A 25449-nucleotide genomic window follows, 5' to 3' on the forward strand; every position below is an offset into this window, starting at 1 on the left:
CTTTAGGCATACATTATTAGCTTATGTTATGAAATTTGTCCCGTATGAACGCAAAAAAAAAGGCTGTAGAATAATTCATTCTACAGCCTGTAATAGATTATTAATCTATCAACCTTCTAATAATAATGATTTTGGATCTTCAAGCATATCTTTAACAGCAACAAGGAAGCTAACTGCTTCTTTACCATCAACAATACGGTGATCGTAAGATAAAGCGATGTACATCATTGGACGGTTTTCCATACGTTCTGCATCAATTGCAACTGGACGTACTTGGATTTTGTGCATTCCTAAAATACCTACTTGTGGGCTGTTTAGGATCGGTGTTGACATTAGAGAACCGAACACACCACCGTTTGTAATTGTGAATGTACCACCTTGTAACTCTTTTAATGAAAGTTTGTTGTCACGTGCTTTCATACCTAAATTACGAATTTCACTTTCGATTTCAGCGAAGTTTAATTGGTTAGCATCACGTACAACTGGTACAACTAATCCATCTGGAGCTGCTACTGCAATACCGATATCATAGAATTTTTTAATGATAAGCTCGTCGCCTTGAATTTCAGCATTTAATAATGGGAATTGTTTTAATGCTGCAACAACAGCTTTTGTGAAGAATGACATGAAGCCAAGACGTACATCATGTTTTTTCTCGAAAGCATCTTTACGCTCTTTACGTAATTCCATAATTGCAGTCATATCAACTTCGTTAAATGTTGTTAACATTGCAGATGTTTGTTGAACTTCTACAAGGCGTTTTGCAATTGTTTGACGGCGGCGGGACATTTTCACGCGCTCAACTGGTTTTTCGAATTCCGTTTTTGCAACTGGAGCAGGAGCTGGACTTTTTGGAGCAGCTGGTGCTTCTTTTGGTGCTGCAGCATGAGCTTGTACATCGTGTGGTCTCACACGTCCAAGTGGATCTGTGCTACGTACGTCATTTAAGTCGATTCCTAATTCACGAGCCATTTTTCTAGCAGCTGGTGATGCGATAGGACGGTTCGTATTTGGTAAACCTTGTAAAGTTGCAGCTTGCTCAGTAGTTGGAGCCGCAGCTTTCGGTGCTTCAGTTGTTTCTTGTTTGGTTTGCTCAGCCACTGGTGCAGGTGTACTTACTGCAACTGGTGCTCCGTTTGCATCTAAAATTGCGATAGTTGCACCAACTTCAACTGTATCCCCAGGTTCGCCTAGTAACTTCGATACAATACCTGAATCTTCTGCAATGATTTCTACATTGACTTTATCAGTTTCAAGCTCAACAACGCTGCCACCTTTCTCAACTTTGTCGCCTACGTTGATAAGCCATTGTGAGATAGTTCCTTCAGTAATAGATTCTGCAAGCTCAGGTACTTTAATTTCGATCATTTTAAATGTCCTCCCCTTATTTGCCTAACGGTGTGTTTTTTCTTCTTTTGTCTTCGGTAATCTCCATTTGTTAGCTTGCCCCCGGGCAGAATATCTGTCCGGGGAGCAGGATAGAAACCTTCATTGTTACTTTCAGTTGCTGAAAACTTCAATTTCTTGTTTATCTTGACGGAAGTTATATTTCACATCTAAAGCGTGTGCAACAATTAGTTCTTGCTCAGCTTTGTGAGCGAATGGATCGCCACCAGATGGGCTAGAGCGATCTGGGCGTCCAATATAACCTGTTTTCACTTTATCTCCAGCAAGTTCGAACAGAATTGGAGCCATGTAATGCCATGCGCCCATATTACGAGGTTCTTCTTGAACCCAAATAATTTCTTCTAAGTTTTTAAAGCGTTTAATAATAGATTGAACTTTCTCAGCAGGGAATGGATACAGCTGTTCAATACGAACGACGTGAACTTCATCTAAGTTATACTCATGTTTACCAGACTCAATTTCTGCTGCTAAGTCAATCGCCATTTTACCTGTGCTTAAAACAAGACGTTTTACTTTAGTTGGTTTTGTACCAAGGTTTTCTTGTTCTAGAGCTGGCTGGAAACGTCCTTCGCTTAACTGACTAGCAGTTGAAAGCGTAAGTGGGTGACGTAATAAACTCTTCGGCGTCATCAATACTAATGGTCGAACAGCTTCTGTTCCTAAGATAGATGCTTGACGACGTAAAATATGGAAGTATTGTGCCGCGCTCGTTAAGTTTGCAACTGTCCAGTTATTCTCAGCAGCTAACTGTAAGAATCGCTCTGGACGTGCACTAGAGTGCTCTGGTCCTTGACCTTCATAACCGTGTGGTAATAGAAGAACTAAACCAGATTTCTGACCCCATTTTGCTCTTCCAGCTGAAACATATTGATCAAATAATGCTTGCGCAGTGTTTGAGAAGTCACCATATTGCGCTTCCCACATAACAAGCGTTTCTGGAGCGAATACGTTATAACCATACTCGTAACCAACAACAGCAGCCTCTGATAACGGACTGTTATGAACAGAGAATGAAGCGTTAATGTTTGGTAAGCGATGTAATGGTGAATATGTTTCATTTGTATCAGTATCGTGTAATACGATATGGCGGTGCGCGAATGTACCACGCTGTGAATCTTGACCAGTTAAACGAATTGGCGTACCTTCTTGTAAAATAGAAGCGAATGCTAATGACTCAGCAAGTGCCCATTCAATTTTACCGTTTTCTTCAAGAGCATCTTTACGGCGCTCAAGAATTTTTTTCACTTTCGGATATACGTTAAAGCCTTCTGGCCAAGATAGTAGACCTTCATTAATTGCACGAAGTGAGTCAAGCTCAATACCAGTATCAATTGGCTGAATGCCTTTTGCAACAACATCTGGTACTTTAACGTGAATTGTTGCATCGCTCGTATCAGCTGGTGGTACTTGTGCATAGTCAGACTTTAATTGTTCTTGCGTAAACTGTGTAATTGTTTCAACCTCATCTGCATTTAGAACACCAGCAGCTTGTAATTGATCTGCATAAATTGCTCTTACAGTTGGGTGATTTTTAATCTTTTTGTACACTTGTGGTTGTGTAACTGCTGGGTCATCCATTTCATTATGACCGTAGCGGCGGTAACCAATTAAATCGATTAAGAAATCTTTTTTGAATAATGTACGATATTGAATCGCAAGGTTAGCAGCAGCAAGACAAGCTTCCGGATCATCAGCGTTCACGTGAACGATCGGAATATCGAAACCTTTTGCAAGGTCACTTGAATATTTCGTAGAACGAGAATCATAGCTATCAGTCGTAAAACCAACTGCATTGTTTGCGATAACATGAATTGTTCCGCCCGTTTGGTACGCGTTCAATCTGCTTAAGTTCAACGTTTCAGATACAATACCTTGACCAGGGAATGCAGCATCACCATGAACTAAAATTACGAATGATTTTGAAGTATCTTGTTCTGGAAGACCAGACTTTTTACGATTCTCTTGAGCCGCACGTGCAAAACCTTCTACAACAGGATTAACGAACTCAAGGTGACTTGGGTTATTTGCTAATGTAACGCGGGTGCTAACTTCTTCGTTACTTACGACTTGTTCTCTACCTAAATGGTATTTCACGTCGCCAGTCCAGCCGGAATTTGCCACTGCGCCTTCTATTTTTGCATGTTTGAACTCAGCGAACATGTGACTATATGGTTTTTCTAATACGTGTGCAAGTACGCTTAGACGACCGCGGTGAGCCATACCAATCATGACATCTTCTACGCCGTTCTTTGCACCTTCTAGAACAATTTCATCTAGAACAGGCACAAGCATATCAACGCCCTCGATAGAGAAACGCTTTTGCCCAACAAATGTTTTATGCAAGAATTGCTCGAAACCTTCAACAGCTGTTAAACGTTTTAAAAGAGCAGTTCGTTTTTTATTTGATAGTGGTTGACGCAATGAATTTGATTCCACCATTTGATGCAACCACGCGCGTTCTTCACTATCTTGTATATGAGAAAATTCATAAGCTAAAGATTTTGTATAAACGTCTTTTAATCTATGAATTACATCAAGTGCAGTGTGAATACCTTCTGGTGCATCTTGCCATACTGTTTTCGCTGGAATCGCTTTCAAGTCAGCATCACTCAGTTCGTTCATTGCTTTCTCAAGAAGAGATTGTCCATTAGCAGCATCTTCCATCGGGTTGATGTGAGCCAACGTATGCCCGAAAGAACGAATCTGTTCAACAAGTTGAACGACTTTAAGAATTTTTTCAATGTTCCCTGTGTTTTGAGGAGAAAAATGTGTTGCTGTGTTGTCCCCTGTTACGACATCATCTTGAAACGAAGGAGCTCCAAAAATTTCAAAAAGCTCTTGTAATTCCGGATCAACAGAACCTGCTCCAGTTACGTAAAGATCATACTGCTCAATAACATAACCAAGGTTCGGACCGTGGAACTTGGCCCAAGGGTTTGTCGTTGTATTCTTCCTCGTCATTTGTTTAAACCTCCCAATGCATATAATCCTTTTTCCATACAAAAGGTGCATTTTGCTCTTTTCAATAATTGATGAACCAATAATCAATGTAAATGTTTTCTTTACTCTTATGTTATTACAATAATTTACATAATACCAAACACTATTACTTATCTGTTTTGTAAAAAAACATTCACAATAACTTATCACCCAAGTTAATCTTTCATGTTATAAAGTAATTTTACAGAAAAATAGGGTGGATATATTTGGTATACCTATACGGATAACTAAAATTGTTGCATGTAAATATAAGTATAATAGTTAGAATGTTTCGATAAAAATGAGTTCGAATTATGTATATTGAAATAATAAGCGCTTTCATTGATATTATACAACAATATAACGGAATATAGTATAAAAAATAAAAAATTATGAATTTACCGTAAATTTTATTTAGATAGTGTTAAATATTGAAAGGAAAGTGAAGGATTTCTACAAAAAAAGTTGCTAAACATAAAAAATGCTTTATAAACAGTTAGTTTCTATAAATATGACGAAAAACGCCGTAAAACTAATAACGCATTTTACAAAAAAGAAATGTTTTAAAAGGATAAAACAAATATGGAGATATTAAATTTTCACAGAAACGGGGAGGAGATATAGTAACGGATATATACATTGTTCCATGTTTCATTACAAAATAGACGTGCTGAAATTGAAAAAGTTTCTTCTATATAAATAGCGTGAAACAAACTAAATTACATGTAAAGGAAACTTGACGTAAAGTTTACTTTACATATATACTCAGTATAAGAGAGGAGGGAGAAATTTCCTTGGAAAATAAAATGGTTGAATACCGAAAAAAATTTGGACTATCTCAAGAAAAATTAGCTGAGAAACTTGGAGTTTCCAGACAAACTATCATTTCAATTGAAAAGGGAAAATACGATCCATCACTTCCGTTAGCATTTGAAATAGCAAAAACATTTCAGACAACGATAGAACATGTATTTATTTATGAAGGAAAAGAAGGGGAGGAATAAAGATGAACTATTCACAAAAGTACTTCGTTATTATGGGAATTATCTTTCTATTTATGAGTGGATTTATGATACTAACAGGAATAATGACGAATTCTGCACCACCACCAGCAACTTATCCATTACTTGGTATGATGATTATGTGTTTCTGCCTAAGTTACTTACACCCACAATTTAAAGAAAAAGATGAGCGAATGAAACTCATTCGTTATAAAGGAATGTTCGTAACCTTTTTTGCATTAATAGCGTATTATCTTCTTTTCTCTTTCGGCTTAAACTTAAAAATATTTACACTATCTGCTACTGAACTATTGAACATACTAATGGCACTTACGATGAGTACAGTTTTTATCTCATTTGTTGTTTTGTCGAAAAGATATTAAGATGGAAGAGAGAAAGGAAGATTAACATATGCAAATGATGTATGCTTTTGGCATTGGACTTGTATTATTTTTAGCCGTATTCTTATTTATTCGGAAAGACGTTCAAGGTGGGACGTTAACGAAACGAGGCTTTTATAAAATGATCGGCTGTTTAGTTGTTATGTTTATAGCGATTATCGTAATGATCGTTTTAATAAATCAGTCACTATAGAATGAACCTTACTTGAGTAAGGTTTTTCTTTTTGTTATAAAATCCGAAAATCTCCATATAATCCATTTACTACATATAATTGATGTTATACAATTTAATAAAATGATAGATAGGGAGCATATTATATGAAGAAAAAAACTATCTTCTTTTTATTAACATGTCTACTACTTATAGCTAGTATTACTTATATAATATATAACAAACGAGAACCAGTGCCGCCTATGTTAGTATGGGAGGGGCAGGAATACTATGTAACGCATGAACCTGCCAAAGCAGAAGAAGCCGGGCAAAGGCTAGGAGAAGTAACAAAGAAAATCGAAACAAGTAAAAAGCCTACTAAAAATAGTGAATCCAACATAGTACAAGAAAAAACAGAAGTATTCACAATGATAGAAGAAGAAAAAGATCCTCACTCACCTTTAATCATAAAGGAGCCTTATAGTGATGAATATAGAGTAGTAAGACCGATGCTACATGTACTATAAAGTGAAAAGGAGACTCATATGCAGACAGTAACTTCATATCCATGGTCGTTAAGAAAAATGTTTGTTTTTTTCCTTTGCTTCGTCCTTCCACCAATCGGTGCAATTTATATTTTGCTGAATCGAGAGGCGCTACAAAAGAGAGACTTCATTTTATATGTATTATTTGCTGCGATTAATATATCGCTTTGGCTATCGCTTATGACTTTTGAACGGAGTATGTGGATGGTAGCGGGGCATTATGTGCTTGGAGCAATTGTTATTGTTATTTCGAATATGAATAAGAGATAGGCCAGCAACCTTAAAGTTGCTGGTTTTTATTTTGCTATTTATAATGAAGAAACAAATCTTTAATAGAGAGTAGTGGGCGTTATGAGATGGAAAGAGGGAACGTTTGAAAAAATAGAAACGAATGACTCATCTATTGAGCAACTTATACATACATTCAAGGAACAAAACGTAAATGGCGGAGCGGTTATAAGCTGTTTTAAAGTACATAACGAAAATTTTTTTAAAGAAATACCATATTGGAAAGATGGACACGAGCACTTCTTTAGAAGAATCTTTAACTCTTTAGATATAATCAATAGCTTAGAAGAGTTAAAAATACATACGTCAGAAAAATATAAGTTTCGTTTTAAAGAGCATCTGACAGTCATGCTTGATGGTAGCATTGCCGCTCAAATTTTGTCGGGCGGAGCATATGAAACATTTAAGGAACGACCAGTTATCGCAAAACAATTAGCAGTTAATCTATGTCAATATATGTTCCAAGATCGATACGAAGATATTAAAGTGTTCGAAAGCTATCATCCTTGGACAGATTGGTTTTACGATGTTGCGTGGGATGTTACTTGGGTGGTGTTAGATAGTAAGGAGCAGAAAATGTGGTTAGTTTGTGCTACGGATACGGATTGATAGAAGAGGGCCTTGTAGGAATGCTGCAAGGCTCTTTATCTTTTGGGAATGAATAGAAAATGAATCATATAAATGCTATACTAAAAAATGTTTGTAATGTCAGTTTCATACTATTATATAGTGATGACTTACTAGAAAAGATAAGGGGAGAATGAACGTGCAAAAGATACAAAAATTATTGCTGTTAATGATGGTAGTAGGATTAACAGTAGGTGTTTTAGCAGGGTGTGCAAACCCGAAAGATACGACAGAAGAATTTTTAACTGCGATACAAAAAGGTGATGTAGAAAAGGCTCGTACATTTGTTGAGAGTGACAAAGAATTTAATAAACTAAATGAAAAAACAGATGATGCTGAGGCAAAAGCAATGCTGAGTGCAATTACGAAAAACTTTAAATTTGAAAAGCCAGAAGAAGTGTCGAAAAAGGATGACAAAGCAGAAGTGAAAGTGAAAATTACATCTGCTGACCTATCCGTTGCTGTAACAAAAGCAGTGGGAGAAGTTATGCCAATGGCCTTCGCTAGTGCCTTTAGCGAAGACAAAGAACAATCTGAAAAAGCAATAGAAAAAACGATGACATCAGCAATCGTCAAACATTTATCAGATAAAGATGCAATCATGGCAACTCGCGAAGTTACATTGAACTTAAAGAAAAACAAAGATGGCGACTATAAAATCGTTGCAGATGATAACTTGAAAGAAGTATTATTTGCCAATGCGAAGTCTTTAGAGAAGATGTTTGGTGGGAAGTAATTAGCTTAGATAAAAAAAGAGAAACCATATCACGTAGAAGGTTGATATGGTTTCTCTTTTTTTATGCCCCCGGAGAGGATCGAACTCACTATCTCCACCAACACTCTTTCATGATTATAGCAGATGATAGGGGATGAAAGTTGTTGTAGCTCCGTTACATAGTGATACTATACAGGAAACAGTTGATAGGCATACCTCTTTAGTTTTATCTAGAAAAATAGGATGGGGGTAAGTCTACATATTTAATAGTAGAAATAATTTCGTAGAATGGGACTAGATGATATTACTGAGTTAGTACGAATGCATAAGTTATAAATTCAAGTGCCGAAAGGGTAACTTTGAGGAGAAAAAGACTTCGGAGTTTTAAGATTATATAAAATATTCGTAGTTGCGAAAACTCTATTGTGGTAAAATATTCTATATAAATATTTAAAAGGGGAATGGATATGGGGGATATAAAAGTTACTCCTGAACAGTTGCGAAAAGTGGCAGGAACTATTAGATCAACTATCACGAATGCAACTGCAACACAGGAGCGACTAAAACGAGATATTGATATGATTTCTAGTAATTGGTTGGGCTCAACCTATATGAAATTTAATACGGATTTCCGTGATTCATCTTTTAAGATGGCACAATTTATAATCATATTAGAGCCACTTGAGAAGTTTCTTCTTGATTCTGCTAATAAATTTGAACAAGTAGATAACATGGATGTTGCTATTGCACTAGCCTCCAGTATTTTAACTGGGAAACCTTTTAAAGGGGATTACGAAACTTTAACAGGTGATTTTAAATTAGCAGAAGGAAATCGAGTGGGGATGAAAGCAGAAGGTTCATTGATAAAAGGTGAATATGAAATTTCGAAAGGAACAAATCTTACTTTTAAAGGGGGAAATGGCTCCTTAGAGACCAGTGTCCCAATGGACGGGAAGACATTTATTAGTGATGTTGCAGGAGGGGGGTTAGTAGGGTTTAAAGTTGGTGCTTCTCTTTTTGAGGACTCAATAGAAAAACAAATAAATAGCGGTTTTGCAGAAAAAGCAACAGTTACACAAAAGTTTGCAGATGCATCTGCTGTTGTTGGAATAGATGAGTATACTTTTCAGTTAGGAGCAGAAGTTACAGCACAGAAATATGAAGCTTTATTCGAAAAAATTGATATTCCAGACTTTATCCCATTTTTTAAGGATCATGATTTAACAGTTCGTTTAGAATATGGATTTGGTACTGGAGGGGCTAAAATACATCTCGGTCAAGAGATGGGTGCATACTTTGGTAAAGCTCATGGCGGAGGTTTTTTTGCTAAATTTGAGAAGAATACAAAGGAGTAGTATAATGATAAAAATTGCGAGAATCGTAATGATGATAGCAATTGTAATTGTAATCATTGCAGGGCTAATAGCCCCATTTTCATTAAAAGAAAAGATGGTACATACATTCGGCATGATTATTTATGGTGCAATCGGGTTAGGTGGACTTACTTTAATAGACTACATTATTAAAAAGAAAAGAAAAGGAGAATAACTATGAAACTTTTACCAATTGGAACAGTAGTTAAGCTAGAAGAGATAGAACAATTTGTTATGATTATTGGAAGAATGGTTGTATCAGCAGATAAACGTGATTTTGATTACGTGGGTGTTCCTTATCCAGTAGGCTATCTAGGTGATGAAAAAGTATTATGTTTTAATCATGAAAAGGTTGTAGAGGAAATGCATAGAGGGTATATGACTGAGAGTGAATTGGTTCTACGTGAGAAATTAGTAGAATTGTAAAAAGAAACGTAAATCTTAAAGATATGATAGGAGAAACAAAATGGGGAAGATAATGAGAATTATTGTAATTATTGGTATCCTTATTCCTCCAGCGTTAATGTGGAGTGCACCTGACATTCCTCTAAATGTTAAACTTCTGTTTACAGGTTTACAACTAACTGTAGGATTCATCGCAGTAGTAGTGTTAGAGGTAATATTTAGAAATCGAAAAAAGAAGAGGGAAAAATAGATATAAAATGTATAGAATGGCAGATAAGAATATTGGTGGTTAATCTTCTCAATAAAAGAAGCTAACAGAAGCAGGGAGAAATCCTTGCTTTATTTTTTGTATAGAATTACTAAGTAGAGCATCGTTAAATTAGGATATCTGAGGGGGATTATTGTAGGCGAAACTAGGGGGATCTGAGTTAAATAAACGGTAGTCTTAAGAGTTATCTAACTGATTTCAACGAGTGTAAAAACTATAATTTTAATTACTATACAAACTTAAGTAGCATTTTCTTTTCAGTCCTTTCTCAGTTTTATGGAAACAAAAAAGAGGATGACCCCTGAGCCAGCTGATTTGCTGACTAGAAGTAGTCCTCTTTTAACTTGTGGTGTCTGATGGAGACCTCCACAGTTTTAGCTTTTGAGAATACCCTCTCAAACCTTGATACTATTAGGTTTTATGACCCCGGAGAGACTCGAACTCACGACCTCCACCCTGTCAAGGTTTAAAAGTTAGGATCTTATGTATATCAATTGCGTTTATTACGTTTCTAACGAAAACCCACTTCACATGAATTATTTACTAATTTTATTATAAAAGGGTCATTTACTGTTGTAAAGTGGCTAAACATTCAAGGGAGTATCTTTTCTCATAATATTATTCTCTATATGTTAATTTCTCATTGAATTTGTTTTGTTAGTTAGGTACTTACAAATAAGTATTGAAATAGGACATTGATTTTTAAAATTTATTTTTTAAAACTTGCTGGAATAACCTGTACTACCCCTAGTCGTCAAAGATATATAAGAGTAAGAGGGAAATCCTTTAGGAGTTTCCAGCGTGAATAACATAATGGGTAGTTTTCCTATGTCTTAAGGCGAGGCTTTAAATAGCTTCGCCTTTTCTATTTACCCATAATCCCAAAATTATTGGAGGTGAAAACATATGCCATTGTACAGCAAAGATGATATACCTTTCTTTCATGATTACGACTATCGCTATATTCGAGAAGTGAGGCGTTTACGCAACCTTACTTTGATTGAATTTAGTACTCATATGAAAACGGACGTCGCTGATTTAAGCCGATTGGAAAACGGTTTGCTAAAATTCACCGTTCACTATAAATCAAAATTCCATGAAGCATTACAAGAACTTTCAGTATCAAATTTAGAACTACTATCAGTGAAGAGAATCATTGAATTAAAACAACAAAGAGAAATTAAATAGGAGGAATTGACATGTTAAAGATTGACCGTACAGCAGTAGATAAAGCTATTGAGGAAATGGATCTATTTACAGCTACAAAGGAAGTACTTGCAAGTTATGAGGCTGAGAAAGAGGTATTGGAGAAACGAGAAGAGGCACTAACGGAACGCCTGGCACAGTTACAGGAACAACATACTCAAACTATGCTGGACAGAGAAATTGCAAAGGATAATCCATCTGATTATATATACCTATCAGCACAGCTAACTAAAATTGATGATGAGGTAAAGATACTACTTTCACTTCAAGACCAGTTAACAGAAGATTTCACAGCACTACGACAAGAGTTTGCACCAACTATTCAAGCAACGTACAGCAAGGATTTGAGAGAGAAGGACAAACTTCCTGTTAACGATATGGTGGACTATGTACGTTATGAGTTGATTAAGTCCATTCATGATTACGCTAGGGAAGTTCGAAACCAGCAAGCACCTTTAATGGCAACTATGAGTGAGTTTCTGGACGACAAGGAAGTTATGGAAGCGAATAGAGGTTTCCAGCGTTTATTTGAGTTTGACGCTACGAATTTACATTACAGTGAATCCCAAAAGTCAGTAATTGACCGTATGCACGTTTTCAGTGCTTGTAGTGGAAACATGCCTTCTGAAATTCGTAAACCTAAGGACGTGAAATAATTATGCAACTAGATAGAATTACTCAAGGATTGAAACAAGAGGTTGTAAAGGTTGAACCAACACCGATGGACGATGAGGCAATTAACAGATACATTACAGCACGTAACGAACCTATTGTAGTTGCTACACCATATGCAGTTATGAGATTCAGAAAGAGTAAAAATACAGAAGAAGAAAACCCTGCTGAGTAATCGGTGGGGTTTTTCTATGTAAGGAGATATGGAGAAATGAGTTTATTAGATAAAGATACACATAAGGAAGTTCAATCATTGGCTAAAAGTACATGTGCCAATTTTGTAGACGGTGGCTGTATTTTCGGTGGTGCTTGCGATTACTTTACAAAGTATGGAGGCAGTATTTCATGTGATTACTTTGAACAGTCTGTACTACCAGCAGATAAGGAACTGGAACAAGCCTACAAAGAACAGCATGGAATTATTTATGTAGAGAAATCCATTGGCAAATATGAACGTACTTGTAAGGGCTGTGACAAGCAATTCAAAACCGATTCTAAGAATACTTTAACGTGTTCAAATGAATGTAGATTAGTGTTACGAAAACAGACCAAAAGGAAGCATTATGTAGGACAAAGTTAAATGTAAGAATGTTGATATGACAGGCTTTCCGAGGGGTTAGATTGAGGGGGAATGAGTGGGTAAGGTATTTGTACCTAACTTACTTTGTATTTTCCAAGAATGGCTTTAAATCGGCCTCATTGGGACAAAGTTAAATACGATTATGAAGAGGGGAACTATTATGGCAAATTCAAAAGCGAAACAACGTAAAAAGAGAATAAAGAAACAAATGAAACGACAACTACAAAAACGGATTACAGAAGCACCAGTTGTTCATATGACTTTTAGAGAGATTGAAGATATGAGAGTTAAAGAACAGACTAATCTCCATAATGCAAAGGGAAATGAGAGACTAGAAAGAACAGCCCCATATCAGGAAGCACTAAATAAGAAGTATGGCGGTTCTGTTACGGTGAAGGACAAATACATTAACCCTCGTGCAACGCTATTACACCGTTGTAGTTGATGCCTTAAAGAGTTCTATGCCAATCCCGTATGGATATTAACTAAAGAAGATCAGAAGCATATATGTGGCGTTGACCCTGTTCGAATGAGTGATATTACATTCAAATCTAAACGAAAAGTAACTGATAAGGATATTGCTAAAATGCAGGAACTAGAAAGACAAGGTATGAGTGTTTCTAAAATAGCTGTTGAAATAGGTGCGAGTCGTCCAACAATAGTTAAATATCTGAAGAAAGCCGAGGAAAGCAAAGTTCTAATTTAATGAACTGGCTTTCCTTTCCCCTTTATCTGTTTTATTTCTTTTATCTCATCTAATCCTTTATGTACATCGGCAAATCCTTGCTTGAAAGTGTCTTGTAGGTCTTTATGTACACCCTTCAAATTGTCCAACTTACTCTCTGCTGAGGTTGAGGTTTCCCCATTTAACTTATCCATTTTACTGTCCGCCTTATCTAAACTATCCTCTATACTAGTTAACTTAGTATCCATTTCTGTTAATTTCGCCAGTATCTGTTTTGCAAGTTCCATCTCTTTATCTGTTGCCATATAATAGCCTCCTTTGTGTACTGTTAGTATATTGTTTCAGGGAATAAACCAACTTTATCAGTTGACTCGCAGCAAGGCAAAAAGTTCCTGAAAAATTCCGCTAATTTTTTCTTACCGATTTCTAATATACAGATTGGTGCAAACAGTAAGGAGGGGTATCTGTATGGAGGCTGTACGTTGCACGCTTAATGAGGCATTGTCCATGAAGTATGCCCAAAATCGTTCGGAAATGCAATTCTCAGCACACTATTAGCCCTAAAAAGGCTTGAAAAACAGGTGTATATGGTTTCAACTACTAGACTGCTATAGCCCCTTGTCCCATCCATGTATCCCTTCCAGCCATACAACTTAATGAATTGCGGTTGACCACTTTCTACAATATTTACCTCGTCACTATTACTATCCTTCCCCGCATAATAAAGAGAGTATTGAGTGATCTCAATACTCTTTTCATGGTTATTGTTCTAATCAACTAGGGTACAACGTGATATATTGAACATTTAGGGGATTAAGATAGGAGATTTCTACTCCCTCAATCAAGTGTTCATTTTCAAGTTCCTTGATAATTTCTTTTGCAGCCTTTTTAACATCTATTACATAATTAAAAATTTGGGCAACTGCCATTCCCATTCCCATTCCCATTCCCATTCCCATTCCCATTCCTCCACCATCACAATAGCCGTTCCCAGTCCAAAATAAACTTCCATCAATTATATCTTGCATGTAATGTCTTTTTTTGTGTGTTTCTTGGATTTTATCTTTTTTATAGTTATATTCCACTAAAAGAGTAATTAGGTCATGTTCTTCTATATATCGAAACCCTTCTTTAATCTTTTGATTAACTAATTCATCTATTGATTCATTTGCTTTTTTAGATAATGGCAACTGTATTTCTCTTGTTTCTCCTATATCTCCCACGGAACCAGAATGAACTTTTAATGTCATTCCATCTTTCCAAATGTGCCAATATAAAAATCCATTCCCATCCTTTTTAATCAATTTAGTCAATATATCTCTTTCAAAGTTATTAGGATTTTGACGTGGTATTTTCAATTTAATCTCTCCTAGTGAATGTATTAGGACGTCCTATTGCTAATATCCCCCCGCCAGCGTCTTTAATACCCATTTTTATATAATTAGAAGTTAGTAGATTACACGAGATAATACAAGGTTTCACTGGATTACACTGATATGCACAGATTAACACTGATAAACATAAAAATTATTGTATAAAACTTGCTTTGATTTTTTTCTAAAAAAGCAATTTGAAAATTTTAGTAGAACCCTAATCTTCCGCACTAAAAGTTTAACTTGTTATAGGTATGTGAAGGTAAATTCCATTTAATACCATATATATTTTACAAACCATAGCATATATTTTCCAGACGGCAGACAGCCTCCTAGACACCCCCGCCCCCCATAGGGTGGGGTATCCGTATATGAAAATATAATAGACGTCACAACGTCACCGCATAACGTTCTTGCAACTGTCCTTGCTGATCTCGTTCATTACTCATTCATTGATTGCTTGCTTGTTTCTTTTCTTTATTCGTTTGTTTGTTCTTCTTTTTTTGTTCCTTTCCTTGCTGCTGTCCTCGTCTCGTGGCGTGTGTCTCACCGCTGATAGTAGTGGGGAGGGGGGATGGTAGTCCTTAACCTTATTATCTTACCAACATAGTATCGCCTAGTATTGGTATTAAACAATCCTTCCTTATCTATGTTCTAGTAATACGTTTTTGATTGACACATATGGTTGAAGGAGATCCTGTGTCATTGCGGTGATGTGTAGCCTCAATCAGTAGTGTGTTCACTATCGATAGTAAATAAATATGTATAATTAAAATCAACCTTAAATTTTCTCTTTACTACAAAGGTAATTCCGTTCTTTTAGATTTTAAATAAAAATATCCAACATCTTCAATTTAAGGTGTTGGATACTTATGTATAAATATTTAAAAATTCAAATCCATATTCTAAAGTAATGACACTTAAGTTCCTACGAGTATATTCAACACATTTGCATTCCACATTTTTTCTACCTATACTTACTATTGCAAGGGATTAGAGGCTTTTCCATACTTACTTAGGACTTCCGCCGCTAGCCAATATTCCATACTTTCAAACGCCGTGCGAAGATTTGTCTATATTATAGACTATTTTCTAGCTTTAAAATGATAGAACCATCTATTATTTTTTCTTCTAAGATTTTAAAATCTAATGTTTCACACATATGCTTAATTTTCTCTGGAGGTATTATTCCATAGAATGTATAGTTATTATTATTTTCTAAAATCCACCCATCCCCATATTTTACAGCGTTCTCTCTTTTTTCATAACTTTTAAAATAAGAGTTTCTGTACTGTAAACTAAGTATCAACTTCCCACCTATCTTTAATGATTTTTTTATATTTTTTAGCACATCAAATCTAACCTGTTCAAACGGTATTGCAGATAGTACATTTGTACAAATAGCCCATTCAAATTCCTTTTGCATTTTAAACTCATCTATTAAATATACTTCTAAATCTTCAAAGGATTTTTTTATATCAATAATTGATACATTGCTATCTGTGTTTATTTTTTGTTTTCTACTTATTTGTACAGATGAGTCTACTGCACAAACTTTATTTCCCCTATGTAAAAAAAACAAAGAGTACCTTAACTTACCGCATCCATAATCAAGGACTTTAGCCTCCTTAGGTATACATTCTAAATATTTTAATAATTTTTTATTTTGTTGTAATACCGACTTTGCCGCATTTTCACTTTTGATGATAATTTCTTTGTCTAATTTAATTTTGTAATGCATGTTTAATCTCCTTTTTAATCCTCTCTTTGTACTCTCCATTTTTCAATGCTAAAATCGCATTTATTTCTTGATTAACTATTTTTTTGGCATCTTTATAAATCAAAAATTGTATTAAGAGAGTGAGTATTAAAACTATTAAAGTTATCAACATATTCTTCCAATCTTTTTGACAGATATAAATTATTATTGTAATACCAATAAATATTTGTCCCTCTAATAAAATCCAAAAATACGCCCAATTATTTAACGCTTTATGAATTAAATGCGGACTAATATTATCTTCTGATTCTGTTTTTGTAGAATCGGCATACTTATAGAATATTTTAGCCATTAAATCTTCTCTGTTTTTAAATAATTTCAATTTCTTCGTATCGTTCAAAGGAATGTTTAATTTTTGAGTAAAAGGTAGCAAAATATGATTACAATCAAAATTTTTTCTTATTTTAAATAAATCAGAAATTCTATCATGTACTCTAATACTAAGCGAAATAAACATCCATACTAATGGAGGTAAAATATAGGTAGTACTTAATTTAACACCTTTAATTTCAACTTCAACAGATGGGAATTCCTTAATAAAGTTATCAAAGATACCAGTTTGATATTTTAAATAAATGAAACAAAGAAACAATATTACAGCACTACCAACAGCTGTCATTCTTAACATTCCATTATAGTCTTTTACCTGCATCTCAAAAAACCCCTTTCATGTTATTTCTATCCACAAACCATTATACAGAGTTTTTATAATTATGTATGAAAAAATTTTAGTTATTTATCCATAAACATAATTGAGAAGAGGTTTTTATTAAAGACAAACTAACATTAAATTTATATCTATCCGGATTATTGGGTCTTGGATGCTTAGGGAATTTATTATCTTTACCAAACCCAAACACTTTACAGTATGCAGATTTTTTTATAAACAAATTTTTAAATTCTTCATCTTCTATTAAATCTTTAAAATAATCTTGCCCATCTTTTCCCCATCCTAATATAATTTCCTTTGATTTACTTAAAGCATGTTTAATAGATTCTCTATTCATGTTTTCCCTTATTGATTGAGAAATTACAGAATGTTTAATTGTCCTGTTAGTAACCCTTTTGTTAGTGCCATTGTGAGTACCTTTTGATAGTTTATGACACTACATTGTACTGTTCTCTTTTTGTACTATCATATTGTCAACACGGTAGTAGGGTAGTGTATAGACCCTTTAATACTTCCCCCTACACACCCTTTTATTATTACGATGTCATTAGTGTGATAAACAAAGTGCCAAAACTTAATAGTATTGACACCTAAAAGTCATTGCAGTATTATCAACGTATCGATAGGTGTCATAACTTAGTGTCATAAATAAATCGTAAAAAAGGGGATAATACATAATGAAATACGGATACGCACGAGTAAGTACGGTGTCACAGGAATTAGAGGTACAATTAAAAGCATTAGAAAATGAAGGCTGTGAAAATATTTATTCTGAGAAGTTCACAGGTACAAAATCAGATAGACCGCAATTACAAGAAGTTCTTTCACTGTTAAAAGAAGGTGATACACTGGTGGTCACTAAACTAGATAGATTAGCAAGAAACACTGTTGAGGGAATCGAGATCGTAAAAGGACTATTTTCAAAAGGTGTAAGAGTCCATGTTTTAAATGTGGGACTATTAGAAGATACGACTATGGGAAGGTTCTTTTTAACTACATTATTAGCAGTGGCAGAAATGGAAAGAAACTTAATTGTAGAACGTACTCAGGAAGGCAAAGCCATTGCCAAACAGCGTGACGACTTTAGAGAAGGACGTCCAAACAAATATAGTAAAAAGCAGATAGAACATGCTTTAAAGCTATTAGAAACCGAGTCTTACAAAGAAGTAGAAAATAAGACGGGCATTAGTAAAAGTACCTTAATACGTGCAAAACGAAAGGCTAACAGCTAATGCTGGTGGTCTTCTTTTATTTTGGCTGTTCAATTGTGCAGGAAAAACATTTCTGAGTCGGCTGTATAAAGAGGGCGTTGAAGTGGAAAAAGTGACAATTGCACAGAAAGGCACAACTAATCCATTCTAATGGATGCAGTCGTATCAAGGGCTGAACACTACTTTTCAACATTTCACTGATTGTGCACCCCATAACTGAATTCACACATAAGATCCATGAAATTACGATATATAATTCCCCCCTCAGAAATAATCTGAGAGGGTTAATATACTATTAAGATTATCTAGTCACTATTTAGCTAGTTTCATAAACTCGTCACTGTGGCTATCCTTGTATTTCATAAACAAGCCATAACAATCTTTTCGACTCTTACCATTTACAATACTTCTAATAGTTGCCTTAGTGATTGGGAACATTGTTTTTAGCTGGTGTGGTTGTAATCCTTCCACCTTGTTTAGATACAGTATTTTATATACATCCTTATCTGTCAATTTTATGTTGTTAAATCCAATACCATTCATAAACACTTTTCCTTTCCAAATAATTTAGCCTTTTAATTCGCTTTTCTTATTCAATTATCATAGTCTTCTTCATCTGGATTCTCATCAATTGGTTCCAGGTCTATAATTAAACGCTTAACAATTCCTTTTTCATCTGTTTCACCAAGTACAGAAAACCAACCTCCATCACTTTCTGTCTCTATTTGTAGTCCTAAAATATCACAGTCCCCTAATCGAATAGTTTCTGTGTCTGTAGCAAACTCCCCTAAATAAATAATGCTATTCTTAACGTTTGTTTTCATTGTTAGTACCTCCAAGTATTTTTTTGTGGGCTTGAACCAGCCCTTACACTTAGGTACTTGCAATTTCATTTCATAATAGGACATTAAATTGAAAGTTTTTTATCAGAACAACAAAAAGTTATATTCCTTACACGAAAAAGCCAAATCTTGAAGTGATCTTACTAAAAAATCTCCTTTTATGATTTAAATTCTTAATGCTTTTCCAATGCTATTCTCGTGGAAAGATATAATGATAAAAAATAAAAGGATCGGCTACTATGCCCATCCTCGTCTTTTCTTATATTCTTGGTCAACTTCTTCTATACATTCCTTTGAACAGAACATTGAACCTGTTGGGCTATATTCGTCACAGTAAATCCAAATATAATATCCACCATCCGCAGGTTCTTTAGGAACATATATAACTTTGTCGCAATGTCTACAGCGATAGTGCCAATGCCCTTTGTATTTCTTCTTATATGGATTGTAAGAATATCGTTCTAGTTCCAAGCCATTTCCTCCTATACTTATATCATGTTATTGATTTTTTATTCTACCTCGGCTACGCCTCGTGTTCGGGCAAAGAATGCCCTCACCACTATTTCTAGAAATAATCCTATTCTATATAGCTATTAAAGTATGCCCTGAATAATCACGAAGAGGGGTAGCTTAGGCTATCCCTTGTAGTGTTATTCGGGATTGTCTTTTAATACTTATAACATTTTTATATCTTTCTTATAAGGAAATATTCAAGAAACTCATTGTTATCAAGGGTTACAGCGTTTCTTTACTAAGCAATAAAAGTAGAGAAAGTAATTAAATTTCATTATTGAGATACTGTTCCAACAACGTTCTCATTCGCTTAGATGGAATAAAAACATCTATTGACTTTCCTGTACGAATACGACTGCGGAAAAGCCATTGAAGTAGTTCTGATAATGCAAATAAATCACCATTAAGCTGTATACCTCGCTTATTAAAGAAATGTTTTATCAAAGGATTTGTGTAAATATTAGCTAAATAGATACACGTCCTTTTATGCTGGAATTGGTTTGTAGCACGTGCATTTACACTTACAAAGTGTTCTTTCAACCCCATAGGTGCTAGGCTATCTTTAAACTCTTTAAAAGTAGTCCACATGACCTCATTTGTAGGTACATTACATTTATTACGATAAAAGTTATAAGCGTTATCTCTAATGAATTTCTTTGTATCCTTATTTTTTGTTTTCTTTTTTAAATCAGACACACTAAAATAATTATGCTTATTTCCCATCTTATTCATATCCTTTTTATCTTTAGGTGAAAGATAATAAATGTTAATCAGTTCCTTCAAATGTGAACGGTCTTCATTTTTAAAAGACACATATGGTGCTAACTTATAGTTACTACCTTCCTTTACAACTGATTTATAGACATACTCTTGACCAAATAAATCAAAATACGCACGTTGGATCTGTCCATCAAACATATAGGTTAGAACAAAAACTTCTTCAAAGCACTTAAATGTTTCAGCAGGAAATGTCCAATATACTGCACTGGGTTCATTTTCTTTGTCTTCGTACATCATTAGTTTTCCTGAATTGGCTAAGTTCCTCAATGCTTCAAAGTATCCTTTTTTATAATCAAGTTGCTTCCAGTGAACAACACCGCTTTGACCTACTTCAATTACCTCGTTTTCTGTTAGCATTTTCAAGTCATCTTTTGAAACATCTACTTGTTCAATAACATTCATAACTTCATCTAGGATTAGCGTGTAATTCTCCATGTCTAACAGATCAATGACTTCATTATCTATATTTCTAAAAAGTGAATGTGTAGAAACAATGTTTTTACCCTCTGAGATGAGACGTTTTATATCTTCTAGCTTTGTTTCTCCTTTACAATCAGCTTGTGGTTGCTGAAAATTACGATTAACAGAAGTAATTATTCGTTCTACCTCATTTTTGAAGGGGGTAATGTAAATAAACTTTTGATATGCTGGTGCGTTTTTCATGAACTGTATTGCCCAACTAGTTTTACCACTACCCATAATTGAGTCAATGATGTTAATTTTTGTTTGTACTGGATGTTTTAATAACATACCTAAACTCCTTTTCTCATATAGTTCTGTAAGATTTGTCTTACACTTAACTACTTGCAGGAAAAGAGTAAAATAGGACAAATAGATTTGATTAGTAGTTACTTTCTTCTACAAATATCCGTATTTAGTGGTAATTAAAATGATTTGAATCTCTTGACTTTAGGTTTTCCTTTTCGCTGAATTAACTAGATTTGTCTAGGAAATATTGGACAGAAGAATGACTACCTTTATAACACTTCAAAAAACAAAGTGCTATAAAAGTAGACGTTCTTTAATACTGAATTAAACTGAGTTTGCTGAGGTTTCCATCGTATCACCTTGTTTGAACGCTAGATTTTCATCTGCAACGAACTTTTAACATGTCATGCTTGTCCAACATGCTGAAAAACTTAGGGAAGGAATTGTACTACTGACATACCCTTAATTACTCGTAACCTAATATGATCTTTCTTATTCGTTGCTACCTGTACCGTAGTACACCAAGCAACCAGCCGAACCGTTAGTGGTCGTTCTCACCTAGACTCTTAACAACGTAAACAAGGAACCGTTATCTGTTAGGACGCTTAATTTTATGACATTGGCTTAGCTAACCTGTTCAAGTGTTTAATGTGGTGTTAGGTCATTCCCACATTCGAAAATCTCTGTACACTAGCTAAAAAAGACAATAGGAAACTAGACCTCTTGCATTATATTTTTGAAAAATTTATAATGGAGGTGCTGAATGTACGGAATTTCCGTTATTTAGTTTTGAATTTGAATTTTGGTCACCTATTGCCGTAGGTGGCTTTTTTCCTATTTATATATCTATCGTATTTAAAGGATTAAACTTGTCGTTTTGTTCTTTTAAGTCATTTCCCCACATAGCTGCGTATCTTTCTGTTACTACTATGGACGAATGTCTCATTAACCTTTGAACCGCAAATGTACTCATTCCCGATTGGATACAGCGTTGACAGAATGTATGTCTAAATGTATGGCTGGAAAGACGTACATCTTTAAAATTCATAATCTTGGCTAGACGTTTAAAGACGTTTTGTACCGCATTAGGAGTTAATTGTTTATTAGTACGGTTTGAAAAAACGTATTCTGAAAGTCCTTTTTCTACAAAGATCTGTTCGCAAAATGTTTTGTATGTCGCTAACTCCATAATTACCTTATCGGCAACAGGAATAGATTCTCTTTTACGACTTTTCCCAAATACAGATAAAGTTTGATATTTGAAGTCAATATCAGTCCACTTTAGGGAACATAGTTCAGATTGTCTCAACCCTGTACCAAGTAAAACAACGATAATGGAATAGTCACGATATGCGTAAAAGGTTTTTTCACGCTGTTTAATCCTTCTATAGTAGTTAAGCATTTGTTTAATGTGATAATCCGTAAATACATCAATACGTACATCTTCTCGTGCTTTCTGTATTTTCTTAGCAGGATTATTCTTAATGACTTCACATTCAATCATATAATTAAGAAAAGCACGAATACGTTGCAGCTTAGAGTTTGTAGTGGTTGCGTTGTTTCCTTTCTTTTGATAATGCAAGATATATCGCTTCATAATACTTGTAGTAATATCCTCGACATTGATAACATCATGTTCTAAACAGAAATTTTCAAACTGTTTCAGAATATCCCGATAGCTTTGTAGCGTTTTCGGTGTAACATTCTTAAACTCTCTATCGTCCAAAAAATCAAGGACAGCAAATTTTAACAACAAAAAACCACCCCGCATTTTTTGCGAAGTGGTTTTCGTTTAGTCGTACCGGTTTGGTAATGACCATAACATTTTTAATTGTTAAGAAACGTACTCAAACCCTTGATATAACTAACTGTATGACCCCGGAGAGGTTCGAACTCACGACCTCCACCCTGTCAAGGTGGCGCTCTCCCTGCTGAGCTACGGGATCGGCTATATAAGTAGGCTGACTCGTTGTGAACTACTTAAAATAGTATTTGTTGAGTAAAATTCTATAGTAGTTTGAATTATAAGTCAATAACAATGAGGAGCGACCCCCACAGTTACTTTTTGAGTTGCTACCTCATAGTATTTCTTTTGTAGCTTTTATAAATTCTACCATCTCGTAAGATACTCTACTGTCTTTGTAAAAGTTAACGTTTCTCCCTGTTAGTTGATTCTTTAGGTACATCTTCTTATTGCGGCCACTCCCTAGGAACAGCACCATATCTGCACCTGTAAAGACGAACTCTCTACTACCGCTATACACGAGGACGGCCTTTGTAGGTAAATGATCCATTCTCTCTTTGTGTTCCTTCATAGCTCCCCAGTCACTCTTAAAGTCATCCGCAAGTTTCCTAAATAGTTTCTTAATCACTCTGCATTCCCCCTATAGATACTACATTATCGGAGGTATAACTCTATGTAAATACTTTATAGATCTTATTTTTAGGAAGGAGACAAGCGCACAGTATACTACAGAGGTGAACCTACAGGGGGGTCTGATGAGGTGGTAACTATTCAACCCCCACCTCGATGCGATCCCTTTTAGCTATCTTCCTGTTAGAATGAATGGTCATTCACCTCAGTAGCTTTCCTTATAGTCTGCTACCTCATTAGGTACTTCTACACAGTGCATACAATCATGCATAAACGAGTATGTAAACCCTATTAGTAAAGCATTCCTGTCTAATAAGTATGCAACGAGATAGCATGAATCCTATGCAGATAAATATACAACGGATACCTATAAGGGGTACATAACTCCTTGTGGCTCTAAGGCTAAACCTCGTTTGGCTACCTCTAGAGTTACGTTCTATAATAAACATTATGTTAACAAGATGTTCATTACTCAACGAGCCAGCCTTAACTGAGGTAGACGCTCTAGAATGCCCTGTAGGCTTCTAATGAGGTAGGTAACCTTTATAGCTAACTAGCAGTCTATCTCCTTGTACAGGCTAATATAGAGCCTCTGAGGAGTTCACTAGTCGACTTACCTATTAGGATAACTCCTTTGTCTGCCTCGTGTATGCGTGTGAGTGCGCCTACGTGGGGGAATCCCCTCCTCGGTGGCTGGGAATCATGACAGGTAGGGGGTGTGCACACGACGGTTGTTAACAAACGTAGACGAAATATATTAGAAATTTTTTCCCCGAAAGTTTTCCTATTGAGACCGCCTATCTCGTTTGACCTCTCAGATTTATCCGTAAGACGTTCTATGAAGGTAGATAGAATGTAACCGATAGAAGATAAAACCTCTCAGTCGGTCTCCCAGAAACCTCTAATTGTATTCTAATGAGATTTCCGTCTCTAAGTAACGGATCGTTACTTAGAGATTGCCGTCTCGGTAGATCACCACTTTTAGCCAGCACTAATCGGTATCACCTAGCAGCCTATCTCATACAAGTTAACTATTGAGATGAGACGGAGCAGTAACATGTAGTATTGTACTCCTAAGTTACCTTTTTAGCGTCCTCAAGTGTTAATATCTAGTAGTGAAATACGTGAGATTTAGCTAAAAAGGTAACACAAGTACTACAATATCTAAAAAGAGTTTACTAGATAGGTAAAACTTATAGTTAACAAATTAGAAGTAACCTTTAGAAAAAGAAAAAAAAGGACTCTAAAGAATAACCTCTATAGAATTACTCACTAGAAAAGATATACCAGTGAGACAGCCTATAGAGAATAACTAAGAGTCCCAGCTCTAGTAGTCATTTGAATAATTAATAACGAGAACGGATACTAATGAGAATAACCTATCAAGTATATCCTATCTCGGTAACGAGAAAGAATAACCCTGATAGAATAATCTAAGAGTTGCTTCCTCATAGGTATTATATTTAATGATTTTAAAAATAAGGACTCCTAGAGCTGGGACAATAGAGCTTAATCTTTAAAGGCTTTTCTTTCTCGTTACCGAGAAGGCAGATCCTTAAAGCTATTCTCTATAGGTTATCCTTCTCAGTCCTTTATTTTTGTTTTGAGAAGTTAATAACTATGAGGTAGCCTATTAGTTTCTTCTCTATAGTTTTTCCTATACTTAGGTATATGTACATTTTGTACATGACTAATATTATAAGGAAGTCTAACGAGGCGGCCGATTATAGGTTGTCTCCTTTTTGTTGTGCCTTTGGAGAGGTAGCTTATTTGGTACACAGATACAGAGAAACCCGACACTGAAAACGGCTGTATCCCTTGGTAGAGTAAGGCTGAAGGTACTTTCGATAGGTGAAGTTTCATACGCCAAAATTGGCAAATAGGTGAAGTTTCAT

General features: G+C 35.2%; 31 protein-coding genes and 1 tRNA gene. 18 read left to right on the top strand and 14 right to left on the bottom strand.

Annotated features, from left to right (window positions below; genetic code table 11):
• Positions 1–108: 108 nt before the first annotated feature.
• Both odhB and odhA read right to left on the bottom strand, forming a co-directional pair.
• Complete coding sequence (gene odhB, locus F8162_RS17865) at positions 109–1368, bottom strand: 2-oxoglutarate dehydrogenase complex dihydrolipoyllysine-residue succinyltransferase (RefSeq protein ID WP_151631256.1); 1260 nt, start codon at positions 1366–1368, stop codon at positions 109–111.
• Between the two features lie 132 nt (positions 1369–1500).
• Positions 1501–4368 (bottom strand): 2-oxoglutarate dehydrogenase E1 component, encoded by a 2868-nt coding sequence (odhA, locus tag F8162_RS17870; RefSeq protein WP_151631255.1) that lies wholly within the window; start codon positions 4366–4368, stop codon positions 1501–1503.
• 812 nt (positions 4369–5180) lie between these two features.
• Here odhA and F8162_RS17875 point away from each other — a divergent pair.
• The 17 genes from F8162_RS17875 to F8162_RS17955 all read left to right on the top strand — a co-directional run bounded on the left by F8162_RS17875 (position 5181) and on the right by F8162_RS17955 (position 13324).
• Positions 5181–5390 carry a helix-turn-helix transcriptional regulator gene (locus F8162_RS17875; protein ID WP_000428510.1) on the top strand — a complete coding sequence of 70 codons (210 nt, stop codon included), beginning with the start codon at positions 5181–5183 and terminating at the stop codon, positions 5388–5390.
• 2 nt (positions 5391–5392) lie between these two features.
• On the top strand, positions 5393–5770 hold the full coding sequence (locus tag F8162_RS17880) for a permease (protein WP_151631254.1): 378 nt from the start codon (positions 5393–5395) through the stop codon (positions 5768–5770).
• 28 nt (positions 5771–5798) lie between these two features.
• The gene (locus tag F8162_RS17885; RefSeq protein WP_001178300.1) at positions 5799–5981 is read left to right on the top strand and encodes a DUF3976 domain-containing protein; all 183 of its coding nucleotides are present in this window, start codon (positions 5799–5801) and stop codon (positions 5979–5981) included.
• 125 nt (positions 5982–6106) lie between these two features.
• On the top strand, positions 6107–6466 hold the full coding sequence (locus F8162_RS17890) for a hypothetical protein (protein ID WP_151631253.1): 360 nt from the start codon (positions 6107–6109) through the stop codon (positions 6464–6466).
• An 18-nt stretch (positions 6467–6484) separates the two neighbouring features.
• Positions 6485–6754: a hypothetical protein gene (locus F8162_RS17895; RefSeq protein WP_151631252.1), complete on the top strand. Its 270-nt coding sequence runs from the start codon at positions 6485–6487 to the stop codon at positions 6752–6754.
• Between the two features lie 81 nt (positions 6755–6835).
• Positions 6836–7381 carry a hypothetical protein gene (locus tag F8162_RS17900; RefSeq protein ID WP_151631251.1) on the top strand — a complete coding sequence of 182 codons (546 nt, stop codon included), beginning with the start codon at positions 6836–6838 and terminating at the stop codon, positions 7379–7381.
• A 157-nt stretch (positions 7382–7538) separates the two neighbouring features.
• A complete protein-coding gene (locus F8162_RS17905) occupies positions 7539–8135 on the top strand; it encodes a hypothetical protein (RefSeq protein WP_048545067.1) in 597 nt (198 codons plus the stop codon).
• A 446-nt stretch (positions 8136–8581) separates the two neighbouring features.
• On the top strand, positions 8582–9469 hold the full coding sequence (locus F8162_RS17910; protein WP_192797635.1) for a WXG100 family type VII secretion target: 888 nt from the start codon (positions 8582–8584) through the stop codon (positions 9467–9469).
• 4 nt (positions 9470–9473) lie between these two features.
• Positions 9474–9662 (top strand): hypothetical protein, encoded by a 189-nt coding sequence (locus tag F8162_RS17915; RefSeq protein ID WP_000589989.1) that lies wholly within the window; start codon positions 9474–9476, stop codon positions 9660–9662.
• A gap of 2 nt (positions 9663–9664) precedes the next feature.
• Complete coding sequence (locus F8162_RS17920; RefSeq protein ID WP_000771625.1) at positions 9665–9913, top strand: DUF4176 domain-containing protein; 249 nt, start codon at positions 9665–9667, stop codon at positions 9911–9913.
• 40 nt (positions 9914–9953) lie between these two features.
• On the top strand, positions 9954–10142 hold the full coding sequence (locus F8162_RS17925; RefSeq protein ID WP_151631249.1) for a hypothetical protein: 189 nt from the start codon (positions 9954–9956) through the stop codon (positions 10140–10142).
• 924 nt (positions 10143–11066) lie between these two features.
• Entirely contained in the window at positions 11067–11348 is a 282-nt protein-coding gene (locus tag F8162_RS17930; protein ID WP_151631248.1) for a helix-turn-helix domain-containing protein, read from the top strand.
• Positions 11349–11359: 11 nt separating this feature from the next.
• The gene (locus F8162_RS17935) at positions 11360–12022 is read left to right on the top strand and encodes a hypothetical protein (RefSeq protein WP_151631247.1); all 663 of its coding nucleotides are present in this window, start codon (positions 11360–11362) and stop codon (positions 12020–12022) included.
• 2 nt (positions 12023–12024) lie between these two features.
• Positions 12025–12213 (top strand): hypothetical protein, encoded by a 189-nt coding sequence (locus F8162_RS17940; RefSeq protein ID WP_151631246.1) that lies wholly within the window; start codon positions 12025–12027, stop codon positions 12211–12213.
• A 36-nt stretch (positions 12214–12249) separates the two neighbouring features.
• Positions 12250–12618, top strand: coding sequence for a cysteine-rich VLP protein (locus F8162_RS17945; RefSeq protein ID WP_151631245.1), 369 nt, complete (start codon positions 12250–12252; stop codon positions 12616–12618).
• Between the two features lie 160 nt (positions 12619–12778).
• On the top strand, positions 12779–13063 hold the full coding sequence (locus F8162_RS17950; RefSeq protein WP_151631244.1) for a hypothetical protein: 285 nt from the start codon (positions 12779–12781) through the stop codon (positions 13061–13063).
• 84 nt (positions 13064–13147) lie between these two features.
• Complete coding sequence (locus F8162_RS17955; protein WP_151631243.1) at positions 13148–13324, top strand: helix-turn-helix domain-containing protein; 177 nt, start codon at positions 13148–13150, stop codon at positions 13322–13324.
• Here the strand turns inward: F8162_RS17955 and F8162_RS17960 are convergent.
• From F8162_RS17960 to F8162_RS17980, 5 genes are all read right to left on the bottom strand, one after another.
• Positions 13321–13608 carry a chromosome segregation protein SMC gene (locus tag F8162_RS17960; RefSeq protein WP_151631242.1) on the bottom strand — a complete coding sequence of 96 codons (288 nt, stop codon included), beginning with the start codon at positions 13606–13608 and terminating at the stop codon, positions 13321–13323. The genes F8162_RS17955 and F8162_RS17960 overlap by 4 nt on opposite strands.
• Positions 13609–14076: 468 nt before the next feature.
• Positions 14077–14661, bottom strand: coding sequence for a hypothetical protein (locus F8162_RS17965; protein ID WP_151631241.1), 585 nt, complete (start codon positions 14659–14661; stop codon positions 14077–14079).
• Positions 14662–15754: 1093 nt separating this feature from the next.
• Positions 15755–16417: a class I SAM-dependent methyltransferase gene (locus F8162_RS17970; protein WP_192797636.1), complete on the bottom strand. Its 663-nt coding sequence runs from the start codon at positions 16415–16417 to the stop codon at positions 15755–15757.
• The gene (locus F8162_RS17975; protein ID WP_151631239.1) at positions 16401–17108 is read right to left on the bottom strand and encodes a hypothetical protein; all 708 of its coding nucleotides are present in this window, start codon (positions 17106–17108) and stop codon (positions 16401–16403) included. Before F8162_RS17975 ends, F8162_RS17970 begins: the two co-directional genes overlap by 17 nt.
• Positions 17109–17184: 76 nt before the next feature.
• On the bottom strand, positions 17185–17463 hold the full coding sequence (locus tag F8162_RS17980) for a hypothetical protein (protein WP_151631238.1): 279 nt from the start codon (positions 17461–17463) through the stop codon (positions 17185–17187).
• 340 nt (positions 17464–17803) lie between these two features.
• Here F8162_RS17980 and F8162_RS17985 point away from each other — a divergent pair, with 340 nt between their 5' ends.
• Positions 17804–18358, top strand: a complete 555-nt coding sequence (locus F8162_RS17985; RefSeq protein WP_151631237.1) for a recombinase family protein — start codon at positions 17804–17806, stop codon at positions 18356–18358.
• Between the two features lie 291 nt (positions 18359–18649).
• Here the strand turns inward: F8162_RS17985 and F8162_RS17990 are convergent, their stop codons facing one another.
• The 7 genes from F8162_RS17990 to F8162_RS18020 all read right to left on the bottom strand — a co-directional run bounded on the left by F8162_RS17990 (position 18650) and on the right by F8162_RS18020 (position 23552).
• A complete protein-coding gene (locus F8162_RS17990; RefSeq protein ID WP_098815415.1) occupies positions 18650–18880 on the bottom strand; it encodes a hypothetical protein in 231 nt (76 codons plus the stop codon).
• A gap of 50 nt (positions 18881–18930) precedes the next feature.
• Positions 18931–19161: a hypothetical protein gene (locus F8162_RS17995; protein ID WP_001973030.1), complete on the bottom strand. Its 231-nt coding sequence runs from the start codon at positions 19159–19161 to the stop codon at positions 18931–18933.
• Positions 19162–19416: 255 nt separating this feature from the next.
• A complete protein-coding gene (locus F8162_RS18000; RefSeq protein WP_151631236.1) occupies positions 19417–19650 on the bottom strand; it encodes a hypothetical protein in 234 nt (77 codons plus the stop codon).
• Positions 19651–19956: 306 nt separating this feature from the next.
• Positions 19957–21222, bottom strand: a complete 1266-nt coding sequence (locus tag F8162_RS18005) for a DEAD/DEAH box helicase family protein (RefSeq protein ID WP_151631235.1) — start codon at positions 21220–21222, stop codon at positions 19957–19959.
• A 796-nt stretch (positions 21223–22018) separates the two neighbouring features.
• Complete coding sequence (locus tag F8162_RS18010; protein ID WP_225990160.1) at positions 22019–22936, bottom strand: tyrosine-type recombinase/integrase; 918 nt, start codon at positions 22934–22936, stop codon at positions 22019–22021.
• Positions 22937–23053: 117 nt separating this feature from the next.
• Positions 23054–23126, bottom strand: a tRNA-Val gene (locus F8162_RS18015).
• Between the two features lie 132 nt (positions 23127–23258).
• The gene (locus tag F8162_RS18020) at positions 23259–23552 is read right to left on the bottom strand and encodes a hypothetical protein (RefSeq protein ID WP_225990161.1); all 294 of its coding nucleotides are present in this window, start codon (positions 23550–23552) and stop codon (positions 23259–23261) included.
• Between the last annotated feature and the right edge of the window lie 1897 nt (positions 23553–25449).

The organism is Bacillus sp. CH140a_4T (assembly GCF_008923725.1).
GTDB lineage: Bacteria > Bacillota > Bacilli > Bacillales > Bacillaceae_G > Bacillus_A.

Coding starts and splice junctions, on each gene's coding strand:
- F8162_RS17940 (WP_151631246.1), top strand. CDS start 12,025: ATGCAACTAGATAGAATTACTCAAGGATTGAAACAAGAGGTTGTAAAG.
- F8162_RS17900 (WP_151631251.1), top strand. CDS start 6,836: ATGAGATGGAAAGAGGGAACGTTTGAAAAAATAGAAACGAATGACTCA.
- F8162_RS17885 (WP_001178300.1), top strand. CDS start 5,799: ATGCAAATGATGTATGCTTTTGGCATTGGACTTGTATTATTTTTAGCC.
- F8162_RS17930 (WP_151631248.1), top strand. CDS start 11,067: ATGCCATTGTACAGCAAAGATGATATACCTTTCTTTCATGATTACGAC.
- F8162_RS17915 (WP_000589989.1), top strand. CDS start 9,474: ATGATAAAAATTGCGAGAATCGTAATGATGATAGCAATTGTAATTGTA.
- F8162_RS17895 (WP_151631252.1), top strand. CDS start 6,485: ATGCAGACAGTAACTTCATATCCATGGTCGTTAAGAAAAATGTTTGTT.
- F8162_RS18005 (WP_151631235.1), bottom strand. CDS start 21,222: ATGTTATTAAAACATCCAGTACAAACAAAAATTAACATCATTGACTCA.
- F8162_RS17925 (WP_151631249.1), top strand. CDS start 9,954: ATGGGGAAGATAATGAGAATTATTGTAATTATTGGTATCCTTATTCCT.
- F8162_RS17985 (WP_151631237.1), top strand. CDS start 17,804: ATGAAATACGGATACGCACGAGTAAGTACGGTGTCACAGGAATTAGAG.
- F8162_RS17970 (WP_192797636.1), bottom strand. CDS start 16,417: ATGCATTACAAAATTAAATTAGACAAAGAAATTATCATCAAAAGTGAA.
- F8162_RS17950 (WP_151631244.1), top strand. CDS start 12,779: ATGGCAAATTCAAAAGCGAAACAACGTAAAAAGAGAATAAAGAAACAA.
- F8162_RS17890 (WP_151631253.1), top strand. CDS start 6,107: ATGAAGAAAAAAACTATCTTCTTTTTATTAACATGTCTACTACTTATA.
- F8162_RS17980 (WP_151631238.1), bottom strand. CDS start 17,463: ATGAATAGAGAATCTATTAAACATGCTTTAAGTAAATCAAAGGAAATT.
- F8162_RS17975 (WP_151631239.1), bottom strand. CDS start 17,108: ATGCAGGTAAAAGACTATAATGGAATGTTAAGAATGACAGCTGTTGGT.
- F8162_RS17960 (WP_151631242.1), bottom strand. CDS start 13,608: ATGGCAACAGATAAAGAGATGGAACTTGCAAAACAGATACTGGCGAAA.
- F8162_RS17910 (WP_192797635.1), top strand. CDS start 8,582: ATGGGGGATATAAAAGTTACTCCTGAACAGTTGCGAAAAGTGGCAGGA.
- F8162_RS17935 (WP_151631247.1), top strand. CDS start 11,360: ATGTTAAAGATTGACCGTACAGCAGTAGATAAAGCTATTGAGGAAATG.
- F8162_RS17920 (WP_000771625.1), top strand. CDS start 9,665: ATGAAACTTTTACCAATTGGAACAGTAGTTAAGCTAGAAGAGATAGAA.
- F8162_RS17945 (WP_151631245.1), top strand. CDS start 12,250: ATGAGTTTATTAGATAAAGATACACATAAGGAAGTTCAATCATTGGCT.
- F8162_RS17990 (WP_098815415.1), bottom strand. CDS start 18,880: ATGAATGGTATTGGATTTAACAACATAAAATTGACAGATAAGGATGTA.
- odhB (WP_151631256.1), bottom strand. CDS start 1,368: ATGATCGAAATTAAAGTACCTGAGCTTGCAGAATCTATTACTGAAGGA.
- F8162_RS17880 (WP_151631254.1), top strand. CDS start 5,393: ATGAACTATTCACAAAAGTACTTCGTTATTATGGGAATTATCTTTCTA.
- odhA (WP_151631255.1), bottom strand. CDS start 4,368: ATGACGAGGAAGAATACAACGACAAACCCTTGGGCCAAGTTCCACGGT.
- F8162_RS17995 (WP_001973030.1), bottom strand. CDS start 19,161: ATGAAAACAAACGTTAAGAATAGCATTATTTATTTAGGGGAGTTTGCT.
- F8162_RS17955 (WP_151631243.1), top strand. CDS start 13,148: ATGAGTGATATTACATTCAAATCTAAACGAAAAGTAACTGATAAGGAT.